At 41.7% G+C, this 19646-nt stretch carries 16 protein-coding genes; 14 read left to right on the forward strand and 2 right to left on the reverse strand.

Annotated elements, in window-relative coordinates:
• Positions 1-548 precede the first annotated feature (548 nt).
• The 3 genes from FZC76_RS06140 (at position 549) to FZC76_RS06155 (ending at position 4321) form a co-directional block, all read left to right on the forward strand.
• Positions 549-2345: a sensor histidine kinase gene (locus FZC76_RS06140; protein ID WP_148987367.1), complete on the forward strand. Its 1797-nt coding sequence runs from the start codon at positions 549-551 to the stop codon at positions 2343-2345.
• On the forward strand, positions 2323-3093 hold the full coding sequence (locus FZC76_RS06145) for a response regulator transcription factor (protein WP_148987368.1): 771 nt from the start codon (positions 2323-2325) through the stop codon (positions 3091-3093). Before FZC76_RS06140 ends, FZC76_RS06145 begins: the two co-directional genes overlap by 23 nt.
• 190 nt (positions 3094-3283) lie before the next feature.
• Positions 3284-4321 (forward strand): Gfo/Idh/MocA family protein, encoded by a 1038-nt coding sequence (locus FZC76_RS06155; protein WP_148987370.1) that lies wholly within the window; start codon positions 3284-3286, stop codon positions 4319-4321.
• Between the two features lie 139 nt (positions 4322-4460).
• Here FZC76_RS06155 and FZC76_RS06160 read toward each other — a convergent pair whose 3' ends face one another.
• Positions 4461-5822: a general stress protein gene (locus FZC76_RS06160; RefSeq protein ID WP_148987371.1), complete on the reverse strand. Its 1362-nt coding sequence runs from the start codon at positions 5820-5822 to the stop codon at positions 4461-4463.
• Positions 5823-6045: 223 nt separating this feature from the next.
• Between FZC76_RS06160 and FZC76_RS06165 the strand changes: the two genes are divergently transcribed.
• The gene (locus FZC76_RS06165) at positions 6046-7119 is read left to right on the forward strand and encodes a bifunctional glycosyltransferase family 2/GtrA family protein (RefSeq protein WP_148987372.1); all 1074 of its coding nucleotides are present in this window, start codon (positions 6046-6048) and stop codon (positions 7117-7119) included.
• Between the two features lie 320 nt (positions 7120-7439).
• Here the strand turns inward: FZC76_RS06165 and FZC76_RS06170 are convergent, their stop codons facing one another.
• Positions 7440-7970, reverse strand: coding sequence for a hypothetical protein (locus FZC76_RS06170; RefSeq protein ID WP_148987373.1), 531 nt, complete (start codon positions 7968-7970; stop codon positions 7440-7442).
• A gap of 247 nt (positions 7971-8217) precedes the next feature.
• Here FZC76_RS06170 and FZC76_RS06175 point away from each other — a divergent pair, with 247 nt between their 5' ends.
• The 10 genes from FZC76_RS06175 (at position 8218) to FZC76_RS06220 (ending at position 19623) form a co-directional block, all read left to right on the forward strand.
• Entirely contained in the window at positions 8218-8937 is a 720-nt protein-coding gene (locus tag FZC76_RS06175; RefSeq protein ID WP_187441965.1) for an alpha/beta hydrolase-fold protein, read from the forward strand.
• Positions 8938-8961: 24 nt separating this feature from the next.
• Positions 8962-10275, forward strand: coding sequence for an ABC transporter substrate-binding protein (locus FZC76_RS06180; RefSeq protein WP_148987375.1), 1314 nt, complete (start codon positions 8962-8964; stop codon positions 10273-10275).
• A gap of 78 nt (positions 10276-10353) precedes the next feature.
• Positions 10354-11097: an N-acetylmannosamine-6-phosphate 2-epimerase gene (locus FZC76_RS06185; protein WP_262372451.1), complete on the forward strand. Its 744-nt coding sequence runs from the start codon at positions 10354-10356 to the stop codon at positions 11095-11097.
• On the forward strand, positions 11048-11914 hold the full coding sequence (locus FZC76_RS06190) for a MurR/RpiR family transcriptional regulator (protein WP_148987376.1): 867 nt from the start codon (positions 11048-11050) through the stop codon (positions 11912-11914). Before FZC76_RS06185 ends, FZC76_RS06190 begins: the two co-directional genes overlap by 50 nt.
• 19 nt (positions 11915-11933) lie before the next feature.
• On the forward strand, positions 11934-12851 hold the full coding sequence (locus FZC76_RS06195) for an ROK family protein (RefSeq protein ID WP_148987377.1): 918 nt from the start codon (positions 11934-11936) through the stop codon (positions 12849-12851).
• A complete protein-coding gene (locus FZC76_RS06200; protein ID WP_222928500.1) occupies positions 12848-13723 on the forward strand; it encodes a carbohydrate ABC transporter permease in 876 nt (291 codons plus the stop codon). Before FZC76_RS06195 ends, FZC76_RS06200 begins: the two co-directional genes overlap by 4 nt.
• Positions 13724-13728: 5 nt before the next feature.
• Complete coding sequence (locus FZC76_RS06205; protein ID WP_148987378.1) at positions 13729-14622, forward strand: carbohydrate ABC transporter permease; 894 nt, start codon at positions 13729-13731, stop codon at positions 14620-14622.
• Positions 14619-17192 carry a glycoside hydrolase family 38 N-terminal domain-containing protein gene (locus FZC76_RS06210; RefSeq protein WP_148987379.1) on the forward strand — a complete coding sequence of 858 codons (2574 nt, stop codon included), beginning with the start codon at positions 14619-14621 and terminating at the stop codon, positions 17190-17192. The genes FZC76_RS06205 and FZC76_RS06210 overlap by 4 nt, the downstream gene beginning before the upstream one ends.
• A gap of 12 nt (positions 17193-17204) precedes the next feature.
• Positions 17205-18734, forward strand: coding sequence for a DUF4127 family protein (locus FZC76_RS06215; RefSeq protein WP_148987380.1), 1530 nt, complete (start codon positions 17205-17207; stop codon positions 18732-18734).
• 1 nt (position 18735) lies between these two features.
• The gene (locus FZC76_RS06220) at positions 18736-19623 is read left to right on the forward strand and encodes an ROK family protein (protein WP_148987381.1); all 888 of its coding nucleotides are present in this window, start codon (positions 18736-18738) and stop codon (positions 19621-19623) included.
• The last annotated feature ends 23 nt before the right edge of the window (positions 19624-19646 follow it).

Raw genomic sequence — 19646 nt, forward strand, 5'->3', positions numbered from 1 at the left:
CATGTCTCATAGCAGGCATGCTTTTCTGGTATAATTAAAAGAAAGATATTGTTTGTGAAAATAGGTTGTTGATTAGACACCGCTGTTGATTTCCGCAAATGGCTTCGCTTTCCTAGGGGCGGTGCTTAAGCCTCCTCGCTCCGCTGCGGGGTCTCAAGCTACCGCTATCTCCCTCAGGAGTCTTCGCCTTTTGCTCCAATCCACAGCTAAAGATTACTAAGTACATAAGATTTCAGATTTTAGTAGCTTCGCAAACCTCAGGGATCTCTCTGTCTCTTTCTCCCGCGGAAGTCTGCGTGCTTTCCACTCTAATTAACGTAGTTTTTGAATTATTATAGAAATAAAAGACCTTTTAATACCTTAGAATCCCCTTGTTGACTGTAGTGCAAGGTGTGAGACTCCAGCGGGGGAGTAACGGTAGGTTGAGACCCCGCAGGAGAAGCCGAGGAGGCTCAAGCACCGTCCCGCGGAAAGCGAACACCTGGAACGAAGGAAACAAGGAGTATAGGAGATTCATAAAAATGTAAGCGCTTCGGAGGTGAGGATCCATGTTTAAAAAAAGCATACGCAACAAACTGATCGCACTCCTTTTAATCATCACGATCCTCCCATTCGGAACGTCGATCATCATTACATACTACCAAACGAAAGAAGCATTCAAAGACCTTGTCGTCCAAGAAAACAGCAACCTTCTCTACCAAGGAAAAATAAATCTCGAAAACTATCTTGAAGAGCTCAATAATCTCACCCTATCACTCTACAACAATCCCGATTTTATCAACTACATGAGGACACCTGACAATGAAAATAACTATTTAACAATAGGAATTGTCAGAAACGTCCTGCAGACTATTCTATACGCGGAAGAAAACATCACGAGGGTGCAGATCGCTTTTGCAGAGGAAAATAGGGGGATCACCGCCTCCAAACGGTCCACGGTCGTTTTCTCTGACCGCATCTCCAATGCCTACGAAGACGCATATAAACGGGCTCAACTCAGTCCTTACAACTATAATATTGACACCACTCAGCTACAAGAGGGGCGAAATGTTCTGTATGTTCACCGTGCCTTGACGAATGTACCCTCTGATACGGTGCTTGCTTATATCACCCTTGAAGTAGGCACGGAAAAAATATTGGAGTTAAGTGAGAACCTTTACAATAAGGAAAAGGAAGAATTTTTCATCCTCTCAGCAACAGGAGAGTTGATCTATAGCTCCAATCCAATGGTTGCCTCCAAAAAGGAAGAGCAACTATGGATTCCAGAAATTATGAAATCAGAATCAACGCAGGGAACGATGGAATGGGACAACGGGCAATTTCAAGGCGTTATGATGTATGACCAGACGGAGCTCGCGGTAGGTGGATGGATCTTGGTGAAAAGGGTCCCTTACACCACCCTTTATGACAATGCTTTTGTTGTCACGAAAATTAACATACTCTTTGGTGTCATCGGGTTATGCTTGGTCATTTTAGCCTCGCTTATTGTTTCATTTAAAATTACGTCTCCCATCAGGGTGTTGCTCCAAAATATTCAGCAAGTAAAAGAGGGGAACATGAATGTGCAGTTTCCATCACTCGGAAATGATGAGATTGGTATATTAGGATATCGTTTTAAGCAGATGATGGAGCGAATTAATCTCTTAATCAACAGGGAATACAAGTTGGAGATTGAAAATAAAACAAATCAGTTAAAGGTGCTTCAATCGCAGCTCAACCCGCATTTTTTATATAATGCCTTGCAATCGATTGGAACGCTTGCCTTGAAGAATAAGGTGCCGCAAATTTATACCCTCCTAACCCACCTCTCGAAAATCATGAGATATGGGATGAATATGGAGGAGGATATGGTCCCGTTAAAGAAAGAAATCAATTATTTAAAGGCATTTCTTTTGCTGCAAAAGGAGCGTTTCGGGGAGCATTTCGAATATGAGATGGAAATAGAAGAGCAAGCGCTGGACATTGAGGTCCCCAAAATGATCCTCCAACCAATTATCGAGAACTATTTTAAACATGGATTTGATATTCGAGAAGGGGTTGGAAAGATTGACATTCATGGAAGAATAGCAGATGAGTATCTTCATCTCGCCATTTGGGATAACGGTGCCGGTGTGAGTGAAAGTAGATTGACAGAAATTTATCGCCTGTTAACAGAAGGGAAACCAGCCTCTGACGGAGAAGAGACTAATATAGGATTGAAAAATATTCATACACGCTTGCAGCTTTACTACAATAATTTAGCATCGCTTCATTTAGAAAATCATTATAATGGTGGTTTTATGGTGACATTGAAGCTTCCGCTAGAAGTTGGGGGTGAAAAGAGTGAAAGCAATTATCGTGGATGATGAAAAGCATGTGCGGGACGGACTGCAGTTGTTGGGAAATTGGAAGGAAAACGGGATTGATATTATCTATGAAGCAGAGGATGGGGACGAGGCGATCATGCTCATCAAGCAGCATCGCCCTGAAATTATTTTCACTGACATGGCTATGCCGAAAAAGGATGGAATCAGCCTGCTTAAGTGGATTGCTGAATCGGATTTGCCAAGCGTGACCATTGTGGTCAGCGGGTACGATGATTACACGTTTATGCGAAATGCGATTACTTATAAAAGTTTTGATTATATATTGAAGCCCATTGATCCGGAACTGCTGAATGAGACGTTAGAGCGGGCAGTGAAAAAGTGGAAGGAAGAAGCCTTGGTCAAAAGGACAATGGGGTCTGTGAGCAATATGGAAACGATTCCTGTTCGTTCCACCGAGCCTGTTTCCATTTCTAGTATGGAAAAGATTGAGGAGTACCTTCGGGCCAACTATCAACAAGATATTACGCTTCAGGAGATTGCCGACCGTTTTTACTTGAGCCGGGAGCATATTTCCCGCAAGTTCAAGCAAGAATATCATGAAACCATTACGGATTATGTGACGCGGATCCGGATGGAGAAGGCGAAGGAGCTTTTAGCAAATCCAACTTTGAAAATTTATGAGATTGCGTATCATATTGGTTATCAGAATGAGAAGTATTTTAGTAAGGTGTATAAGAAGTTTTTTGGTGTGACGCCAAATGAGTATAGGAGTAGTTTAGTAAAATAGGTACCACCGCTGTTGCTTTCCGCACTGTGCTTCGCTTTCCCGCGGGCGGTCCGGGAGCCTCCTCGGCAAGCCTGCGGGGTCTCCCCTGTCCCTTCCTCCCGCGGGAGTCTTCGCCCTGTGCTCCAAGCAACAGCTAGAGTGTCCTTATGGATCATTATTTTTGAAGAATACATAAAAATGAGGTGTAGGTATGAGTCAGTTAAGAATGGGAATTATCGGGGTTGGTGGGATTGCACAGAATCGGCATATCCCGACTTTTTTAAAGATGGCAGAAAAAGTGACCATTACGGCAATAAGTGATGTAAATGAAGAGACCGCAAGGATGGTAGGGGAGAAATTTGGGATTGCCAATGTGTATGCCCATTATGCGGATATGTTTGAACATGTGGATGCGGTGACCATTTGTACGCCAAATAAGTTCCATGCTGAGATTACGATTGCGGCCCTAGAAGCAGGATTGCATGTGTTCTGTGAAAAGCCGATGGCCATGCGACCGGATGAATGTGATGCAATGATTGCTGCTGCTGAAAAATCAGGTAAACAACTTGCGATTGCGTATCATTACAGATTTATGAAAGAATCGGTTGCAGCAAAACGCTTGGTGGATGCGGATGAAATAGGACGGCCGATTGTGGCAAGAGCTAAGGGGATGCGCCGTCGTAAGGTCCCTGGGTGGGGTGTATTTACGAACAAGGAACTGCAGGGCGGAGGAAGCTTGATTGATTATGGCTGCCATCTGTTGGATTTATCCTTGTGGTTGCTTGGAAACCCAAAGCCTGTGGAAGTGATGGGAACGACTTATAATGAGTTAAGTAAAATGCCAGGGCAGGTGAACCAGTGGGGAAGCTTTGATCATGAAACGTTTGAAGTGGATGATCACGTGACTGCTTATATCAAATTTGAAGGCGGAGCTTCATTGCTGTTTGAAACATCCTGGGCTGCGAATGTAAAAGGGGACGAAGAGAGTGTAAGTATCTCCGGCATTAGCGGCGGAGTGGACCTGTTCCCATTTCACGTCAACCAGATGAAGCATGGGATGCTGTTGAATACAGAAGCGGACTGGGTGCCAGGCGAAGACGACCCAAGTATCCCGCAAGCTGAAAACTTCGTAAACAGCTGCCTCGGACACGAAGAACTAATCGTCAAACCTCAACAAGCCATGCAAGTCTCTCTCATCATCGACGCCATCTACCGCAGCAGCGAGACGGGAAAAAGTGTGAGCTTATAAGTTTAAACTAGGTGGAAAGAGGGTTTCGACGTCGAAGGCAAAAATCCTTTAGGGGTCTGACCCCTTTTCGAAAAAAAAAGCAGAGCAGGAATTCTACGGAATCCCTGCTCTGCTTTTTCTTGCTCTTTTCTTAAACATTTTATCTTCTAAAAAGGTCGTTGTCTTCGCCATTGAATAGGTTGTTGCGTTTTTGGGTCATTCTTTCTTTTTTGCGGTCTGAGAAGGGTCCTTCTGAGTGATCCTCTTCAAATAATGAGCCATCGCGCTCTTCTGTATGTCGGACATTCTCCTCTTGCATGTATGTTTCCTCGTCTATATGCACGGATGTCTCCTCTTCTGGAGCATATATGTCACCAGGTTGCTCTGTTTCATGAGATGTAGGTTCATAGCTATCTACCAACGGCTCGTCTCTTTCGATTTCCTGTAATGTATCTTCAAAGAGAATGGGTCCTTTGTCTTCTGTTTCTGTTAAACGCTCATCTCGACTTACTGCAGACGTAGAGTTTACAGTTTTAGTTTTAATAGAGGCGTCCCGTGTTTCCTTTGAGCTGAAAAGCGGCTTTTCGTCCTGACTACGGCTCATATCTCCAGCTGTTTCCTCCAACTCCACACCTAGTGGGCCATCTGAAATCACACGCTTGTCATAGACATCTTCCTCATAGGGTGTTTCCATCGGGAACGGTTGTCCGTGCTCATAAAGTAACGCTTTGTCCACGTCTTCCTCAGAACTATTTTCGGCATAACGCTTTCCGTTATTTCGTTGCTCTCTAGCCAAATTTTCCTCTATTTCCAAATCAGGATTTCCCGTCCTATTCAGTGTAGTTGCTTCAGTCGTCACACTTGCCTGGTCATGGAGAGCAGTAACCTCTTCACGGGCGTAGTCTTTCTCAGTTTCAACTGGATCCCCGCTCAAGATTTGCTCGTCTAACGGAATGCTCCCATCTAAATTCGTATCAGGCATCGGACGATTAATGGAGGTATTTGACTCTGCCAATCTCTTATCCTCTGAAACTACAGGTTTCTCCGCCATTGTGGGTTCGGTACTTTCATCTAAATGCAGGGAAGGCTCTTCCGTCGCATATCTTTCCATCCGGCTCTCTGTCAAAGCTTTTTGACGTAGTTTCATGCTTGAGATTGGTTCTGCCAGTACAAGCACTTTTCCGACTTTTACGTCGAACTCGTAGCGGTAGGCTTCCTCTTTTGCGATGCCCATCTCCATCAACGTAACAGCAACGCTTTTATTTTCCGGTGTGAAGAGGCTCTTTGGTGTAACGATGGAACTGCTTGGGTTGATGCTAGAATACTCATTCAGTTGGGCTTCCCTTTCATCATGAGCACGCGAGAATCCACCCTTGCCAAATTGCTCAACAATACCTCGATTATCACGAATAATCCAGATTTCCTCTGGTTGGTAGCCTTCCGATTGAAGCCAATCAATTTTAGAAAGTGCCTCTTCTTCCATTAAATAAGAACCAATAACCTCTTTACGTTGCTCGTTCATGCAACTTCCTCCTTAGAGTGCTGTAATAAGATTTACATACCCAGAAGTGTAAAAAGGGTAAACCAACCAAGAATATAATTTATAAAACTCTCCATTTTAAGTTAGAAAAACGTCTTAATAGGGAAAATAATTACAAATGATTTACTACTTTATACATATAACACATATATTTGTACCTAGAGAAATTTACATATTTAAAAAAAGCGAGGAACTGGGGGATAATATGACAAATCCAAATGGAGTTACCGTCCTTATTCCAGCCTATAATCCTGATAAACAACTCATAAATCTGATCCGTGACATTGTAAAAGAAGGATTCAAGCAGATTCTGGTGGTTAATGATGGCAGCAAGCCAGAGTGTGCGTCTATTTTTAAAATGATAAAAGAATGGAAAGAATGCACCATCCTCGAGCATCAGGTAAACAAAGGGAAGGGGCAGGCGTTAAAGACTGCTTTTACCCACTTCTTAAAAACCAGTCCTCATTCTGTGGGGCTTGTTACATTGGATGCAGATGGTCAGCATGCAGTCGAGGATATGAAAAAAGTGGCCATGAGGCTTTGCGAGCGACCGAAGAGCCTCGTGCTTGGAGTTCGTAACTTTTCAGCAAAGGACATTCCCTTCCGTAGCAAATTTGGAAACGTATTGACGAAAAACATCGCCCGATTAGCTTGTGGAATGCAAATTTCCGATACCCAAACAGGGCTTAGGGGAATACCGGCCCACTTTATCCAAAAACTGATTCATGTTACCGGCCAACGCTATGAATTCGAAATGAACATGTTAATGGAATGCAAACCGAATAATATTGAGATAGAAGAAGTGAAAATCCAAACTATCTATCTAGAAGACAATAAATCTTCCCACTTTAAGCCGATAAGAGATTCCATAAAAATATACGCAACCTTTTTAAAGTTTGCCTTATCTTCTGTCCTTTCATTTGGCTTGGATATTTTGTTGTTTGCCCTCTTTGTTATGATGTTAAATGGTGTTTTCGTTGAATCTTACATTATTCTGGCAACTGTGCTAGCGAGGGTTCTGTCTTCCTTATTCAACTTTACTGTTAACAGAAAGGTGGTATTCAAATCTACTAGCTCTTATGCTATTGTAAAATACTTTTCCCTAAGCATTGCACAAATGCTGGCATCTGCAGGTGGGGTGTATCTCATCTTTGAGGTGGTCGGTTTTGGGGAAGTTGGTATCAAAATAGTAGTGGATGGACTCCTTTTCCTGGCAAGTTATGTGATCCAGCGTGAATGGGTTTTTAAAAAGAAATACCAAGTTCGAGCAGGACAATAACCATAAAAAGACCTGGGACTATATCCTAGGTCTTTTGCGTTATTCGGAAATAGCTTTTCCAAAAGTTAATTCTAAAAACAACGGCTGTACCCATTGGGAATTCTACATTTTCATTTCCTTTTGAACCAACGTTTGTTTAAAATTTACTATTCGAGATAAGTGTTTGCACAGCAAAACAACAAAAACCTTACCATTTCGACATCCCTTGTAAAGTTTCTGTGAAATAACTTTTTCAAAAGTTAATCTCAAACTCAACCGCTGTACCCATTGGGAATTCTACATTTTCATTTCCGCTTAAACCAACGTTTGTTTAAAAATTACTATTCTTTTTTTTCTGCTGTTTGTTTAGTAGAAGGGAACGAAATTGCTGTAAGTGAACGATCCTGAACTTCCACGCTTGCAATATTTTGGTTCGGAAGGGTGATGTGGTTCACTTCTAAATAATACGTATAAGTGCCGGGAAGTGGAATGATATCGGTCCAAATAATCTTTGTCGTGTTGATTATTGTTTTTTCACAATCATTTTGTCCAAATTGATTGATCAGCGCAAAACTCTCACTTGTTAACGGAGTCGTCTCCCGCAATAACGAAAACTCCACAATAAAGCTATAGGCAGGATTGTTTTCTGTCAGGATAAAGGCTTCGATCATCGCATCCAACTTTACTACTTCATTTGGAAAATGCGTCTTCACTTTCAATTCAATCGCTTGCGTTGGCGTATCCGCTTCTATCCCCAACATCTCATCGCTCTGATTAAAATAATACCGCGGCTCCATTCCTCTAGGTTGCACGTCACAATTACACGGCACCCTGCATCCGCAACTCTTTCTCCATTCAAAATATAAGGACATTGAATAATGCCTCCTTTAGACATACTATCCATTCCATAACATATGCTTGTCATCGGTGTTTGGCGAGGGTAGTAGCCTTGAAAACGAGATAAAATAGAAAAAGGAGCATTTCTCCACCAAAAAAATAAATTTTGGAGAACATATTCACAAAATGGTTTTCATATGCTAGGATGAAAATAGAAAGCGGTTACTTGTACAATGGAACGCTTTAAAGTGATGAGGGTCAGACCCCTTAGAGGTGATGCATTTGATCAAGCCTGTAAAAAAGTACATACAAAGCGATTTTCTGCAAAGAGGCTTGGAGTATGGATTGTTGTCGCATGGGTCTGAATGTAAGGATGTTGGGGTTTTGTTTGTTCAGGATGGTTGGGATTATCTCATAAATGGGAAGATCCATGAAGTTCTTCGGACCAGAGGGAATGGTAAGTTAGGAATTCTTCTTGTGCTTGTTCCACCAGGTACATCTGAGGAAAGATATCACTATTACCATCCTAATGGAAAACAGAATCAGGAGTATTTGGACTTTTTCACCCAAGAGTTAGTACCTGACGTACTTGAAGACATAAAGCTACAAGGAAAGAAAGTAAGAAAAATGGGCCTACTTGGCGACTCCCTAGGAGCAACAGTAAGTTTGACTATTGCTACACAAGAGCCAAGTCTATGGACTGATCTGCTCCTTCAATCCGGAGTGTACCCAGAAATATTATACGACAACATGAAAGCGCTTCATAAAAGGGCGCAGGATTTCCACTGGAATGTCTACCAAGTGGTGGGGCTTCAAGAAGACAATTTTTATTATGCATTATCTGATGAAGTGTTTCACATCTTAACGCACAACCGGAAGTTGATGGAATTGTTCTCTTCGCTATCTATGAATCTTACATACTACGAAGAAAACGAAGGACATCTATGGACATTTTGGCAGAGGGATTTGTCGCGTGCGTTGGATTTTTTCATCCATAAATAAGAAAACAAAGGGGAGAATTAGAGAATGAAGAGGTCAAAATTTTGGTTAGCTTTTATGATGATGTTTACATTGGTATTTGCGGCTGCGTGCAGTAGCAACAATTCTACGGCAAACAATAATAGTGAAGGCTCAAGAGAATCTGATTCAAATGAGCAAGTGGAGATCGAATTCTGGACCATGCAGCTTTCTCCAACATTTGATGACTATATTAATGGGGTTATTGCTGACTTTGAAGAAGAGAACCCGAATGTAAAGGTTAAGTGGGTAGACGTTCCTTGGGGAGACATGGAAACGAAGATTTTAACATCTGTCGCTTCTAAGACTGCTCCAGATGTAGCCAACTTAAACCCTCAATTTGCGGCAAAGCTTGCAGAGCTAGATGCCCTAGTAAACATGGACGAAATGGTTCCAGATGATGTACGTAGCCAGTATTTTGAAGGGGTATGGGCTTCTAACACATTTGATGGAAAGACGTTCGGTATTCCTTGGTACTTATCCTCACAGGTAACTATGTATAACACAGATATTTTTGAAGAAGCTGGACTGGATACAGAGAAGGCTCCAACCACATTTGAAGAGTTAAAAATGGTGGCAAAGCAAATTAAAGATAAGACAGGAAAATACGCATTCTTCCCTGCGTTAGATGGAAGCCATCTTTTGGAGTCCATGGTTATGATGGGTGTGGACTTAACGAATGAAGATATGACGAAAGCAACGTTTAATACGGCAGAAGGAAAAGAAGCTTTCCAATTTTTCGTGGATCTTTATGAAGGTGGTTATATTCCACGTGAAGTATTGACAGAAGGACACTCCAAGGCCGTTGATTTATATCAAGCTGGTGAAATTGCCATTTTAGCTTCTGGCCCTCAATTCCTGACTATCGTTGAAGAGAATGCCCCGGATATTTTAGCAGCAACCAAAACGGCTCCAATTATAACAGGCAAAACAAATAAAAAGAATGTAGCAGCGATGAACCTTGTGGTTCCAAAGCAATCTGAGCACCAACAAGCAGCTGTAGATTTCTCTATCTTTATGACAAATGCAGAAAATCAGGTTGAATTTGATAAACTAACTGCAATACTTCCATCTATTGAAACAGCTTTGGATGATCCATTCTTTAATGAACTTCCTGCTGAACCAACTCCAATAGATGAAGCGCGAATCGTATCTGCTAGCCAGTTAAAGGACAGTGAAGTATTAATTCCTCCAATGAGCAATTTTGAGGACCTTCGTACTGCGATGAATGAAGCATTGCATGCAGCGATGCTAGGTCAAATGACTGTTGATGAAGCATTAGCACAAGCTGAAGCGAAATGGAATGAAATCCTGGCACAATAACGAACACAAAAGAAAGGGAGTTTTTATAGGCAAACTCCCTTTCTTTGTTTACTAGATAAAGAGTACGGTGGTGAAGACATGACCAAAAAACAAATATTTCAACAAATCAAAGGGAAATTGATTGTCTCCTGTCAGGCATTGGAAAATGAACCTCTACATGGCTCAGATGTTATGGCTAAAATGGCCAAGGCGGCATGGATTGGCGGCGCTTCTGGCATTAGAGCGAACGGTGTAAAAGATATAAAGGCAATAAAACAAGCGGTAGCTCTACCTATCATTGGTCTTGTTAAAAGAGATTATCCGGACAGCGAAGTATATATTACAGCAACAAAAAAAGAAGTGGATGAGCTGATAGTAGCAGGCGTTGATATCATCGCACTTGATGCGACAAGCAGAATTCGACCAAATTCCGAAACTCTAGAGTCCTTGGTAGCATACATAAAAGCCAATGATATTCTGGTGATGGCTGACATCTCCACTTTTGAGGAGGGAAAGAGGGCTGCGGATATCGGGGTTGATTGTGTTTCCACCACAATGTCTGGGTATACAGCATATTCTCCACAAAAGCAGGAACCTGACTTTTATTTGTTGAAAAAGTTAGTGAAAGAATTATCCATTCCTGTGTTTGCGGAAGGTAGAATATCTACACCTGAAGAGGCAAAAAAGGCCTTGGATTTAGGAGCGTTTGCAGTGGTAGTTGGCTCTGCCATTACTCGACCTCAGGAAATCACAAAAAGTTTTGCGAAAGTTTTTGAAAAGGAAGTGGCTGGATATGATGGAAGTACAAACGGCGTCAAAGAGCAGGTTAGGCGGATTAATTAATAGTTATTACCCTTCATTGACAAAATCAGAGCAGAAAGTTGCATCTGTTGTTTTGGAACAGATGGAAAAAGTACTTTACTACTCTGTAACGGATCTCGCAGATGTAGCAGAAGTAGGGGAAACGACAGTATTAAGATTTTGTCGAAAAATTGGTTTGAAGGGTTATCAAGAATTTAAACTTGCCATTGCCAAGGACCTATCCTCCATCAACCATGAAAAAGAACATAATAAATCGGAAGAAAACAAACCAGCAAGCCTGGTGGCCTCTATTGCGAACAATACAAAGAATGCTATTGATGAAACGATGAATAAGTTAAATCAGGAAACACTAGATGGGATTATTGAGCTTCTCTTAAAAGCTAAATCTATCCAATTCTTTGGGGTTGGTACATCAGGATTGACCGCTTTGGATGCGAAAAATCGATTTTTACGTTTCGGATTCCGATCAGATGCTGTGATTGATCCGCATTTACAATCTATGACAGCTGCCACACTAGGGCAAGAAGATGTTGTAATTGGTTTAAGTGTCTCTGGGAGTACGAAGGATACGATCGACTCGTTGAAAATTGCGAAGGAAAATGGGGCGAAAATCATTGCTATCACGTATTATGCTAGGTCTCCAATCACAAAGCTTGCTGACTTGGTAATGTTAAGTGGAGGCAAGGAATCCCCGCTTGAAGGAGGTTCACTCGCAGCAAAGATTGCGCAATTATTTGTGATTGACCTTTTATGCACAGGGCTTGCTGTAAAACAGAAAGAGTATTCTTTATCAATGAAAGAAAAAACGGCAAGAGCGGTTATAGAAAAAATTTATTAAGCAGTTAGTTGGTGACAAGATGAATGTAATAGGTGTAGACATTGGCGGTACTGGAGTAAAGGGCGCAATCATTAATAGAAAAGCAGAAATTTTGCAAGAGGTGAAGGTCTCTACCAATATAGCAGAGGGTAGAGAAGGCATCTTGCGCTCTGTTGTGACTGTAATCGATTCCTTATTCCGGAATAATATTCCTGTTTCTGGAATAGGAGTGGGGTCAGCAGGTAGAATAAATCCTGAAAAAGGAGAGGTAGTCTTCGCCACTGCCAACCTGCCAAACTGGGAAGGTACGAAACTGAAAGCCTTTTTGGAAAAGAAGTACGAAGTAGAATCTTATATTGAGAATGATGCAAATACCGCCTTACTCGGAGAAATGTGGGCAGGCGCTACCTATAACAAGCAATTAGAAACTGCAGTCATGCTGACACTCGGCACAGGAGTTGGCGGAGCCACTGCAATAAACGGAAAAATACTTAACGGAAGCAAATTTCAGAGTGGAGAATGGGGACATGTCATTCTCGTCCCTCATGGAAAACCGTGTAATTGTGGAAAAGATGGCTGTATTGAACAATATCTATCAGGTACAGCTTTGACACAAGCCGTTCGCACCGAAACGGAACTCGCTTTTACACATGGTGCTGAGATTTTCGAAGCATATTCAAATGGAAATAAACAGGTCAAAAAGGTGGTTGACCGATATATAGATTATTTGACGATTGTCATCTACAACATCACGGTTGCAATTGATCCACAGGCCATTCTTATTGGCGGTGGTCTTATCGAATCCCAAGCACACTGGTGGAATGAACTTGAAAAGAAACTAAAAAATATGGATGTAAACACTGCAGTCATACCTGCTTTACTTGGAAACAAAGCCGGAATGTTCGGGGCGGCAGCAATGGCATTACAACATATAGAGAAAAGAGGGGAGTCCGTTTGAAAAGAAATCCTTTAACACCATTTTTATTTTTAGTTCCAGGATTAATTATCTTGGGTGCATTCATCTTTTACCCTATGCTCCATGCCATTTGGCTCAGCTTCACTAACTACAATATTGTCAATGATGCCGAATTTATAGGCCTAGAAAACTATCAGGCTCTTTTTGAAGATCCATTGTTTTGGAAAGTTTTAGGGCAAACGCTACTTTACCTCATCCTTGTCGTTCCTGCACTTGTAGTGTTACCTATCTTCCTTGCCATCCTAGTAAATAAACAAATAAAAGGAATTGGATTTTTCCGTTCTGCTTACTACATACCAGTAGTTACGTCCATGGTGGTCGTCGGAATTGCTTGGAAATGGGTTTATGCCGACCAGGGTGTACTTAATTACATTCTTGATTCTCTTGGTGTGATTTCAGCTCCTGTAAACTGGCTGACTTCCACATCTACTTCCATTTTTGCTGTAATGATTGTGACCATTTGGAAGGGACTTGGTTACTATATGGTCATTTATCTTGCAGGTTTACAGTCTATCCCCGATGACCTTTATGAAGCTGCTGATATTGACGGGGCAACCAAGTGGAAACAAATTTGGCACATTACAGTTCCACTCTTGATGCCTTCCATTATGATTGTAACAATTATGTCTTCTATTTCAGCAATGAAAGTTTTTGAAGAAATCTATGTCATGACAGGTGGCGGACCACTTAACAGCTCCAAAACACTTGTATTCTATATTTACCAAGAAGCTTTTGAGAAACTGCAGATGGGGTATGCGAGTGCCGCAGGGGTTGTCTTATTCTTAATTACCTTAATTTTCTCCATTATCAACATCAAATTCATGAACAAAAAAGAAACGGTCATAAAGGGGTGATGAACATGAATTCTCCTTCAATAAATACAAAACAAGTGAATGTAATAAATCCCAAACCTAAAAAGCCACTGACATTCAAAAAAGTGTTAAAGACTTCTCTAACTTATGCGACACTCTTATTTGTCACGCTTATCATGGTAGGTCCATTTCTATGGTTGTTGGCAACCTCTTTGAAATCCGGTGGGGAAAACATTTTCTCCTATCCGCCACAATTCATACCGGAAAAAATCACCTTCCAGAACTACGTGGAAGTTATGAACTTCTTCCCCTTCTGGCGTTATTTATGGAACAGTATTGTTGTTTCTGTTATTACGGTGCTCCTAAATATCATTTTCTGTTCTCTAGCTGCCTACCCGTTGGCACGCATGCAATTCCGTGGAAAAACACTGGTATTTGTCTTAATTATCAGTACGATGATGATCCCCTTTCAGCTTCTAATGATACCGATTTATTTGCTTGCATTAGAAATGGGATTGCAAAACACATATGCAGGATTAATTTTACCTCACGCAACGACTGCATTTGGAATATTCCTGATGCGACAAGCATTCTTAACCATTCCTTACGAATTGGATGAATCAGCAAGGATGGACGGGGCGAATTCCTTCCAGATTTGGTGGAGAATCCTCATGCCACTTGTAAAACCATCTATTGTCACGTTATCCATTTTTACGTTTATGATGGCATGGGGAGACTTCCTCTGGCCACTAATTATTCTGAATGATACAAGCATGTACACCCTACCGCTTGGAGTAAACACGTTAGCTGGCTCCTTTTCAGCTAACTGGCGTTATATAGCAGCTGGTTCTATCATCTCCATTCTGCCGATCATCATTATTTTCGCCATTCTGCAGCGCCACTTCATTGCCGGAGCGATGAAAGGAGCGGTAAAAGGATGACAGTGAAAACATACACTTGCTACGTCGTTTTTCAAACGCACTGGGACCGAGAATGGTACTTGCCTTTCGAGGTTTACCGTCACCGCTTGACTCAAGTAATTGATCGAATAGTAGAAGGTCTCGAGAATAATGAGCTGGAACAGTTTGTTCTGGATGGCCAGATGGCTGCACTAGAGGATTACTTAGAGGTATGCGAACCATATATGGAGGAGCGCATCCTCTCTCTTATAAAAGAAAAGAAAATTATCATTGGCCCTTGGTATGTACTTGCAGATGAGTTTCTCGTTTCCGGTGAATCACTCATTCGAAACTTGGAAATTGGAATGAAGCTTGCCAATAAATATGGTGAATCACAAATGGTGGGCTATTTACCTGATACGTTTGGTCATGTCAGCCAAATGCCTCAACTTCTTAAAGGCTTCGGGATAGACAATGCCATAGCTTGGCGAGGCATTGATTCAGACAAATCCGAACTTATCTGGAAGGCACCAGACGGCTCACAGGTGTTGACCGTCTTTCTACCAGAAGGGTATTACCAACCTGTCCTAAATGAGGAATCATATCAAACCTCTATGGCAAACTATGTGGAAAAGGTGAAGGGATTCGCTCAAACATCAGCCCTTCTTTTAACAAATGGGGGAGATCACTTGATGCCAAAGCATGGGGATATGCTTGGGAAGATAAACGAAATCTCTTCAGAGGAAGTTACATTTGTATCTAGTACATATGAACATTACTTAACTTCTTTAAAAGCCGAACTTCCTGAAGATCTGCCTGTATATTATGGAGAACTGAGAAGCAATAAACATGCTTATGTCCTTCCCAATGTCTTATCAACAAGAACCTACTTGAAGCAGCAGAATCAGATGATGGAGGACGAATTAACAGGTTATACAGAGCCACTATTAACATTAACTGCATCAAACAATTATCCTGCCAGGTATCTAGAGGAATCTTGGAAACTACTTATGAAAAATCATCCACATGATAGTATTTGTGGTTGCAGCCTTGATGAGGTGCACCGTGAGATGGAAACACGAACCATGAAGCTGGGACAGCGCTTAGAGTCTCTTCAAATGGGAGCCTTGGCAGCAGCAGGTATACAGGATGCTGCAGAGAGCGGTCATGCTACAAGAAAACCATTTGAGGATAATACGGTTTTTACAGTATTTAATCCTCATGTTCACAGCTATTCTGGTCCTATCAGAGGGACGATTTGGTTAAAAGAGGACATAGATTTCTCCTTGGTGGATGAACACGGTCAATACTATCAACCTACTATTCTTTCAAAGAGAAAAGACCGTCACTTCGCCTCCCCGCTTGATGCTTTTCCTGAATTTACGGAAGGGACATTTTATGAGGTGATATTTTCTGTTGAAGAGCTGCCAGCAACTTCTCTTACTACTTTTCGAGTAGTGGAAGGTGAATATAAGACATTAGTTGAAATGGAAGCTGGTGTAGTAGATACAGCCTTTTACCGCATAAATGTCGAAACAGACGGCTCATTGACTTTGGAGGAAAAGACAACCGGTCGTACCTACAAAGGGTTACAATCTTTTTACAGTTCATTGGATGTGGGAGATGAATACACATACTCTCCACCGAAGGACGATATAAGAACGTTTGGAAGATTAAAAGGAAATCCAAAAGTAGATTACTCGGGGGATGTTTCTCTCCTACACTACACAGTTGAATTGGAAGTCCCGGCAGGTTGTAGAGAGGATCGCACGGGACCTGTAGAGGAAAAAGTGACAACAGAGATACAAGTGACTGTTATGCTCACAAGTCACTCTCCAAGAATAGAAAGTAAAGTGAAAGTATTAAACCGAGCACAGGACCAACGGCTTCGTGTGCAATTTCCTCTAGGAGCTACCATTGAACAGACATACAGTGACACCGCTTTTGATGTGGTAAAGCGGCCTGCAAAAAAAATAGAGGAGTTTGATGCTCCAAAGCAAAAAGAAGTGCCTGTAGTTGTGGAGCCTTCCCTATCTTTCATACGTGCAGAACAAAATGGAGTAGGGATTCACTTTTTCCATAGAGGGCTACAGGAATACCAAGTAGTTCCTAGTGGGAAGGAAGATATTCTTGAGGTGACAGTATTACGTTCAGTTGGTTGGCTTTCCCGTGATGACTTACGTACTCGCGGAGGTGGGGCTGGGCCTGGGATGGAGACTCCTGAAGGGCAATGCCTAGGCACCTACACTTTTGATATTGCTTTTGAACCTGCTTCTGGATGCACAAATGGAAACATTGCTAAATCTGCCCACTTTTATAGAATCCCTCCAAGAATATATCCAGGGGACGCACGTGGAAAGAACTTAGTTAGATTAGTAGAAATCGATAACAAGGAAGTGCAATGGAGTGCCCTTTACTGTTCGGATGGAGAGATGTATCTCCGACTATGGAATCCAACCAAGAAGGAACAAGCTTTCCAATTTTCGACTGGACAAGAAATAAACACTATTACGAAAGTAAATATGGATAAAAGTGAACTTATTCTGTTAAACGACCAAAGTGATAGGCTGTCACCAAAAGGTATTGCCAACTACAGACTACAGTTTTCATAAAGGGAGCTTGTGATGATGAATAGAAAAATAGCATTGATTCCCATTGATGCAAGACCTGTTACAAGAGAACTTCCAAAACAGATTGCCAAAATTGGCGGGTGGGAGGTTCTATTACCAGAAAAAGAAATGCTTGGTTTTTTGAAAAGACCTGGCAACATCAAAAGTTTAAGCGAATGGCTTTTAAAGGTAGCACCGCAAGTAGACGGGTTCGTCCTTTCTACCGATATGCTCGCATATGGAGGTCTTGTTCCATCGAGGATTAACACAGAGGAGTTACAAGTAATCCTAAAGAGATTGGAACTTATCCTACATTTGAAAAAGACATATCCTGAAAAACCAATCATGGCTTTTAGCGCAACCATGCGAATATCTAATAATTATGTTAATGAAGAAGAGAAAGAGTATTGGAAAGATTACGGGGAGGAAATTTGGCAGTACTCTTATCATACTCACCGCTTTGTACGTACAGAATGTGAAGACTCCAAAACTACAGTTGAGCGGTTATCTGCTGTTATTCCAACTAATATTTTACAAGATTATCTACAAACACGAGAGAGAAACTTTCAAGTGAACCTTTCTCTATTAGATCAAGTGGAAAATGGAACGTTGGATGTGCTTGTATTTCCACAGGACGATACATCCGAATATGGTTTAAATATTGAAGAGCAGGAGAGGCTCACTGATTATGTACGTAAACGGCAGTTATCCTCCAAGGTTTTTATTTACCCAGGCGCAGATGAAGTGGCTAATACCCTCATCTCAAGGCTTATTTACACACTAGAAAATGTGGAGCCACCTTCTTTCTTCCCTTTTTATAGTGGCGAAACAGGTTCCCATGTACATGCAATGTATGAGGACAGACCCATATGTGAATCGGTAAAAGGACAAATTTACGCATTTGGAAGCTATACAGTAGACAATGCCAGTGATGCTGATATCGTCTTTGCTGTTAACGTACCAGGTAAGCGACAAGGCGACCTCGCTCTACAGAAATTCTTGGGTGAAGTAGATACATCCCATCGAAACATAGGTGAATGGATTTCCAGGATTCTTCACTACGTTAAAAGAAAGAAGTTGGTTGGTATTGCAGATGTAGCTTATGCCAATGGAGCAGATCCCTCCATGCTCCCTAGTCTTTTAGATAAGGTGAATCTCTCTACTTTATGCGGGTTTGGTGCTTGGAATACCGCGGGGAATACCTTAGGGACGGTGGTTGCTCAATCCGCCATGGTCTATTTGCAAAAAGCGAAGCCTTCCGTTCCGTTTGAGGATGTTCAAGCAAGAATGGAGCAACAAATGGTATTAAGGCTCCTGGATGACTATCTCTACCAAACAATTGTGAGGCAACAAGTGCGTAAAGCAGTCAAAACTGACACCATCTCAGATGAAACCCTTCTTCAAGAAGTTACAGCCAGATTCCATGAAGAGGCAAAAGTCTTTTTAGAAAAGTACTCCTTAACTTATGAAATAAATGATATTTATTTGCCTTGGAATCGAACCTTTGAAATAGGTATCTGTTTAGAAGAAAAAGGAGCCAACTAGTATGGGGTTAAGAATAGGGGTCGATTTAGGAGGGACCAATCTACGTGTGGCTTTAGTTAAAGAGGACGGTAAAATAGTCAGGGACATGGAGCGGAAAACAGAAGTGGCAAAAGGTCCACAATACATCATAGATAAGATGATTGATATGATACGTGAAATGAAGGGGGATGAAGTGATAAAAGGCGTTGGTGTAGGTTGCCCAGGACCACTTGATCCAAAAACAGGAGTCATCTATAACCCGCCCAATCTTCCCGGTTGGAACAACATCCCTCTAGCAAACATTTTGGAAAAGTCATTATATGAACATGTGAAAATCGATAATGATGCCAACGCAGCAGCTCTTGCAGAAGCCAAATTCGGAGCAGGTGTTGGTGCCGAAAGTGTCTATTATATAACGGTTAGTACAGGAGTTGGCGGCGGCTTTGTATTGGATGGAAAGGTGTTTCAGGGTGCAGCAGGTTACGCAGGTGAAATCGGAAATATGATTATTCTTCCTGGAGGGCCAACACATAATAGTTTAAATGCTGGAGCACTGGAAAGCTTGGCAAGCGGGACGGCAATTGGTCTGAGCGGACAAAAAGGTGGAATGTCCGGGGGAGCGGAAGAAGTGATTCACTTGGCGTCATTAGGAAATCCAACGGCACAAACCATCTTGGATAATGCAATAAACTACTTGGCTATTGGGATAGCTAACCTTGTGCATTCTGTAAACCCATCCATCTTTGTCCTTGGTGGAGGTGTAATGAAATCCGAACGCCAGTTGCTTGAACCTATAAAAGAAAAAGTAAAAAACTACGTATATCCGAGACTGAAGGAAACAATTAATATCGTTCCGGCATCTCTTGGTCCAAAAGCCGGAGTAATTGGTTCGGCGTTTTTAATCCATTGATGAACGATACGATCACACTTCAT

It is taken from the genome of Sutcliffiella horikoshii (assembly GCF_008180725.1).
GTDB classification, from domain to species: Bacteria; Bacillota; Bacilli; order Bacillales; family Bacillaceae_I; genus Sutcliffiella_A; species Sutcliffiella_A horikoshii_B.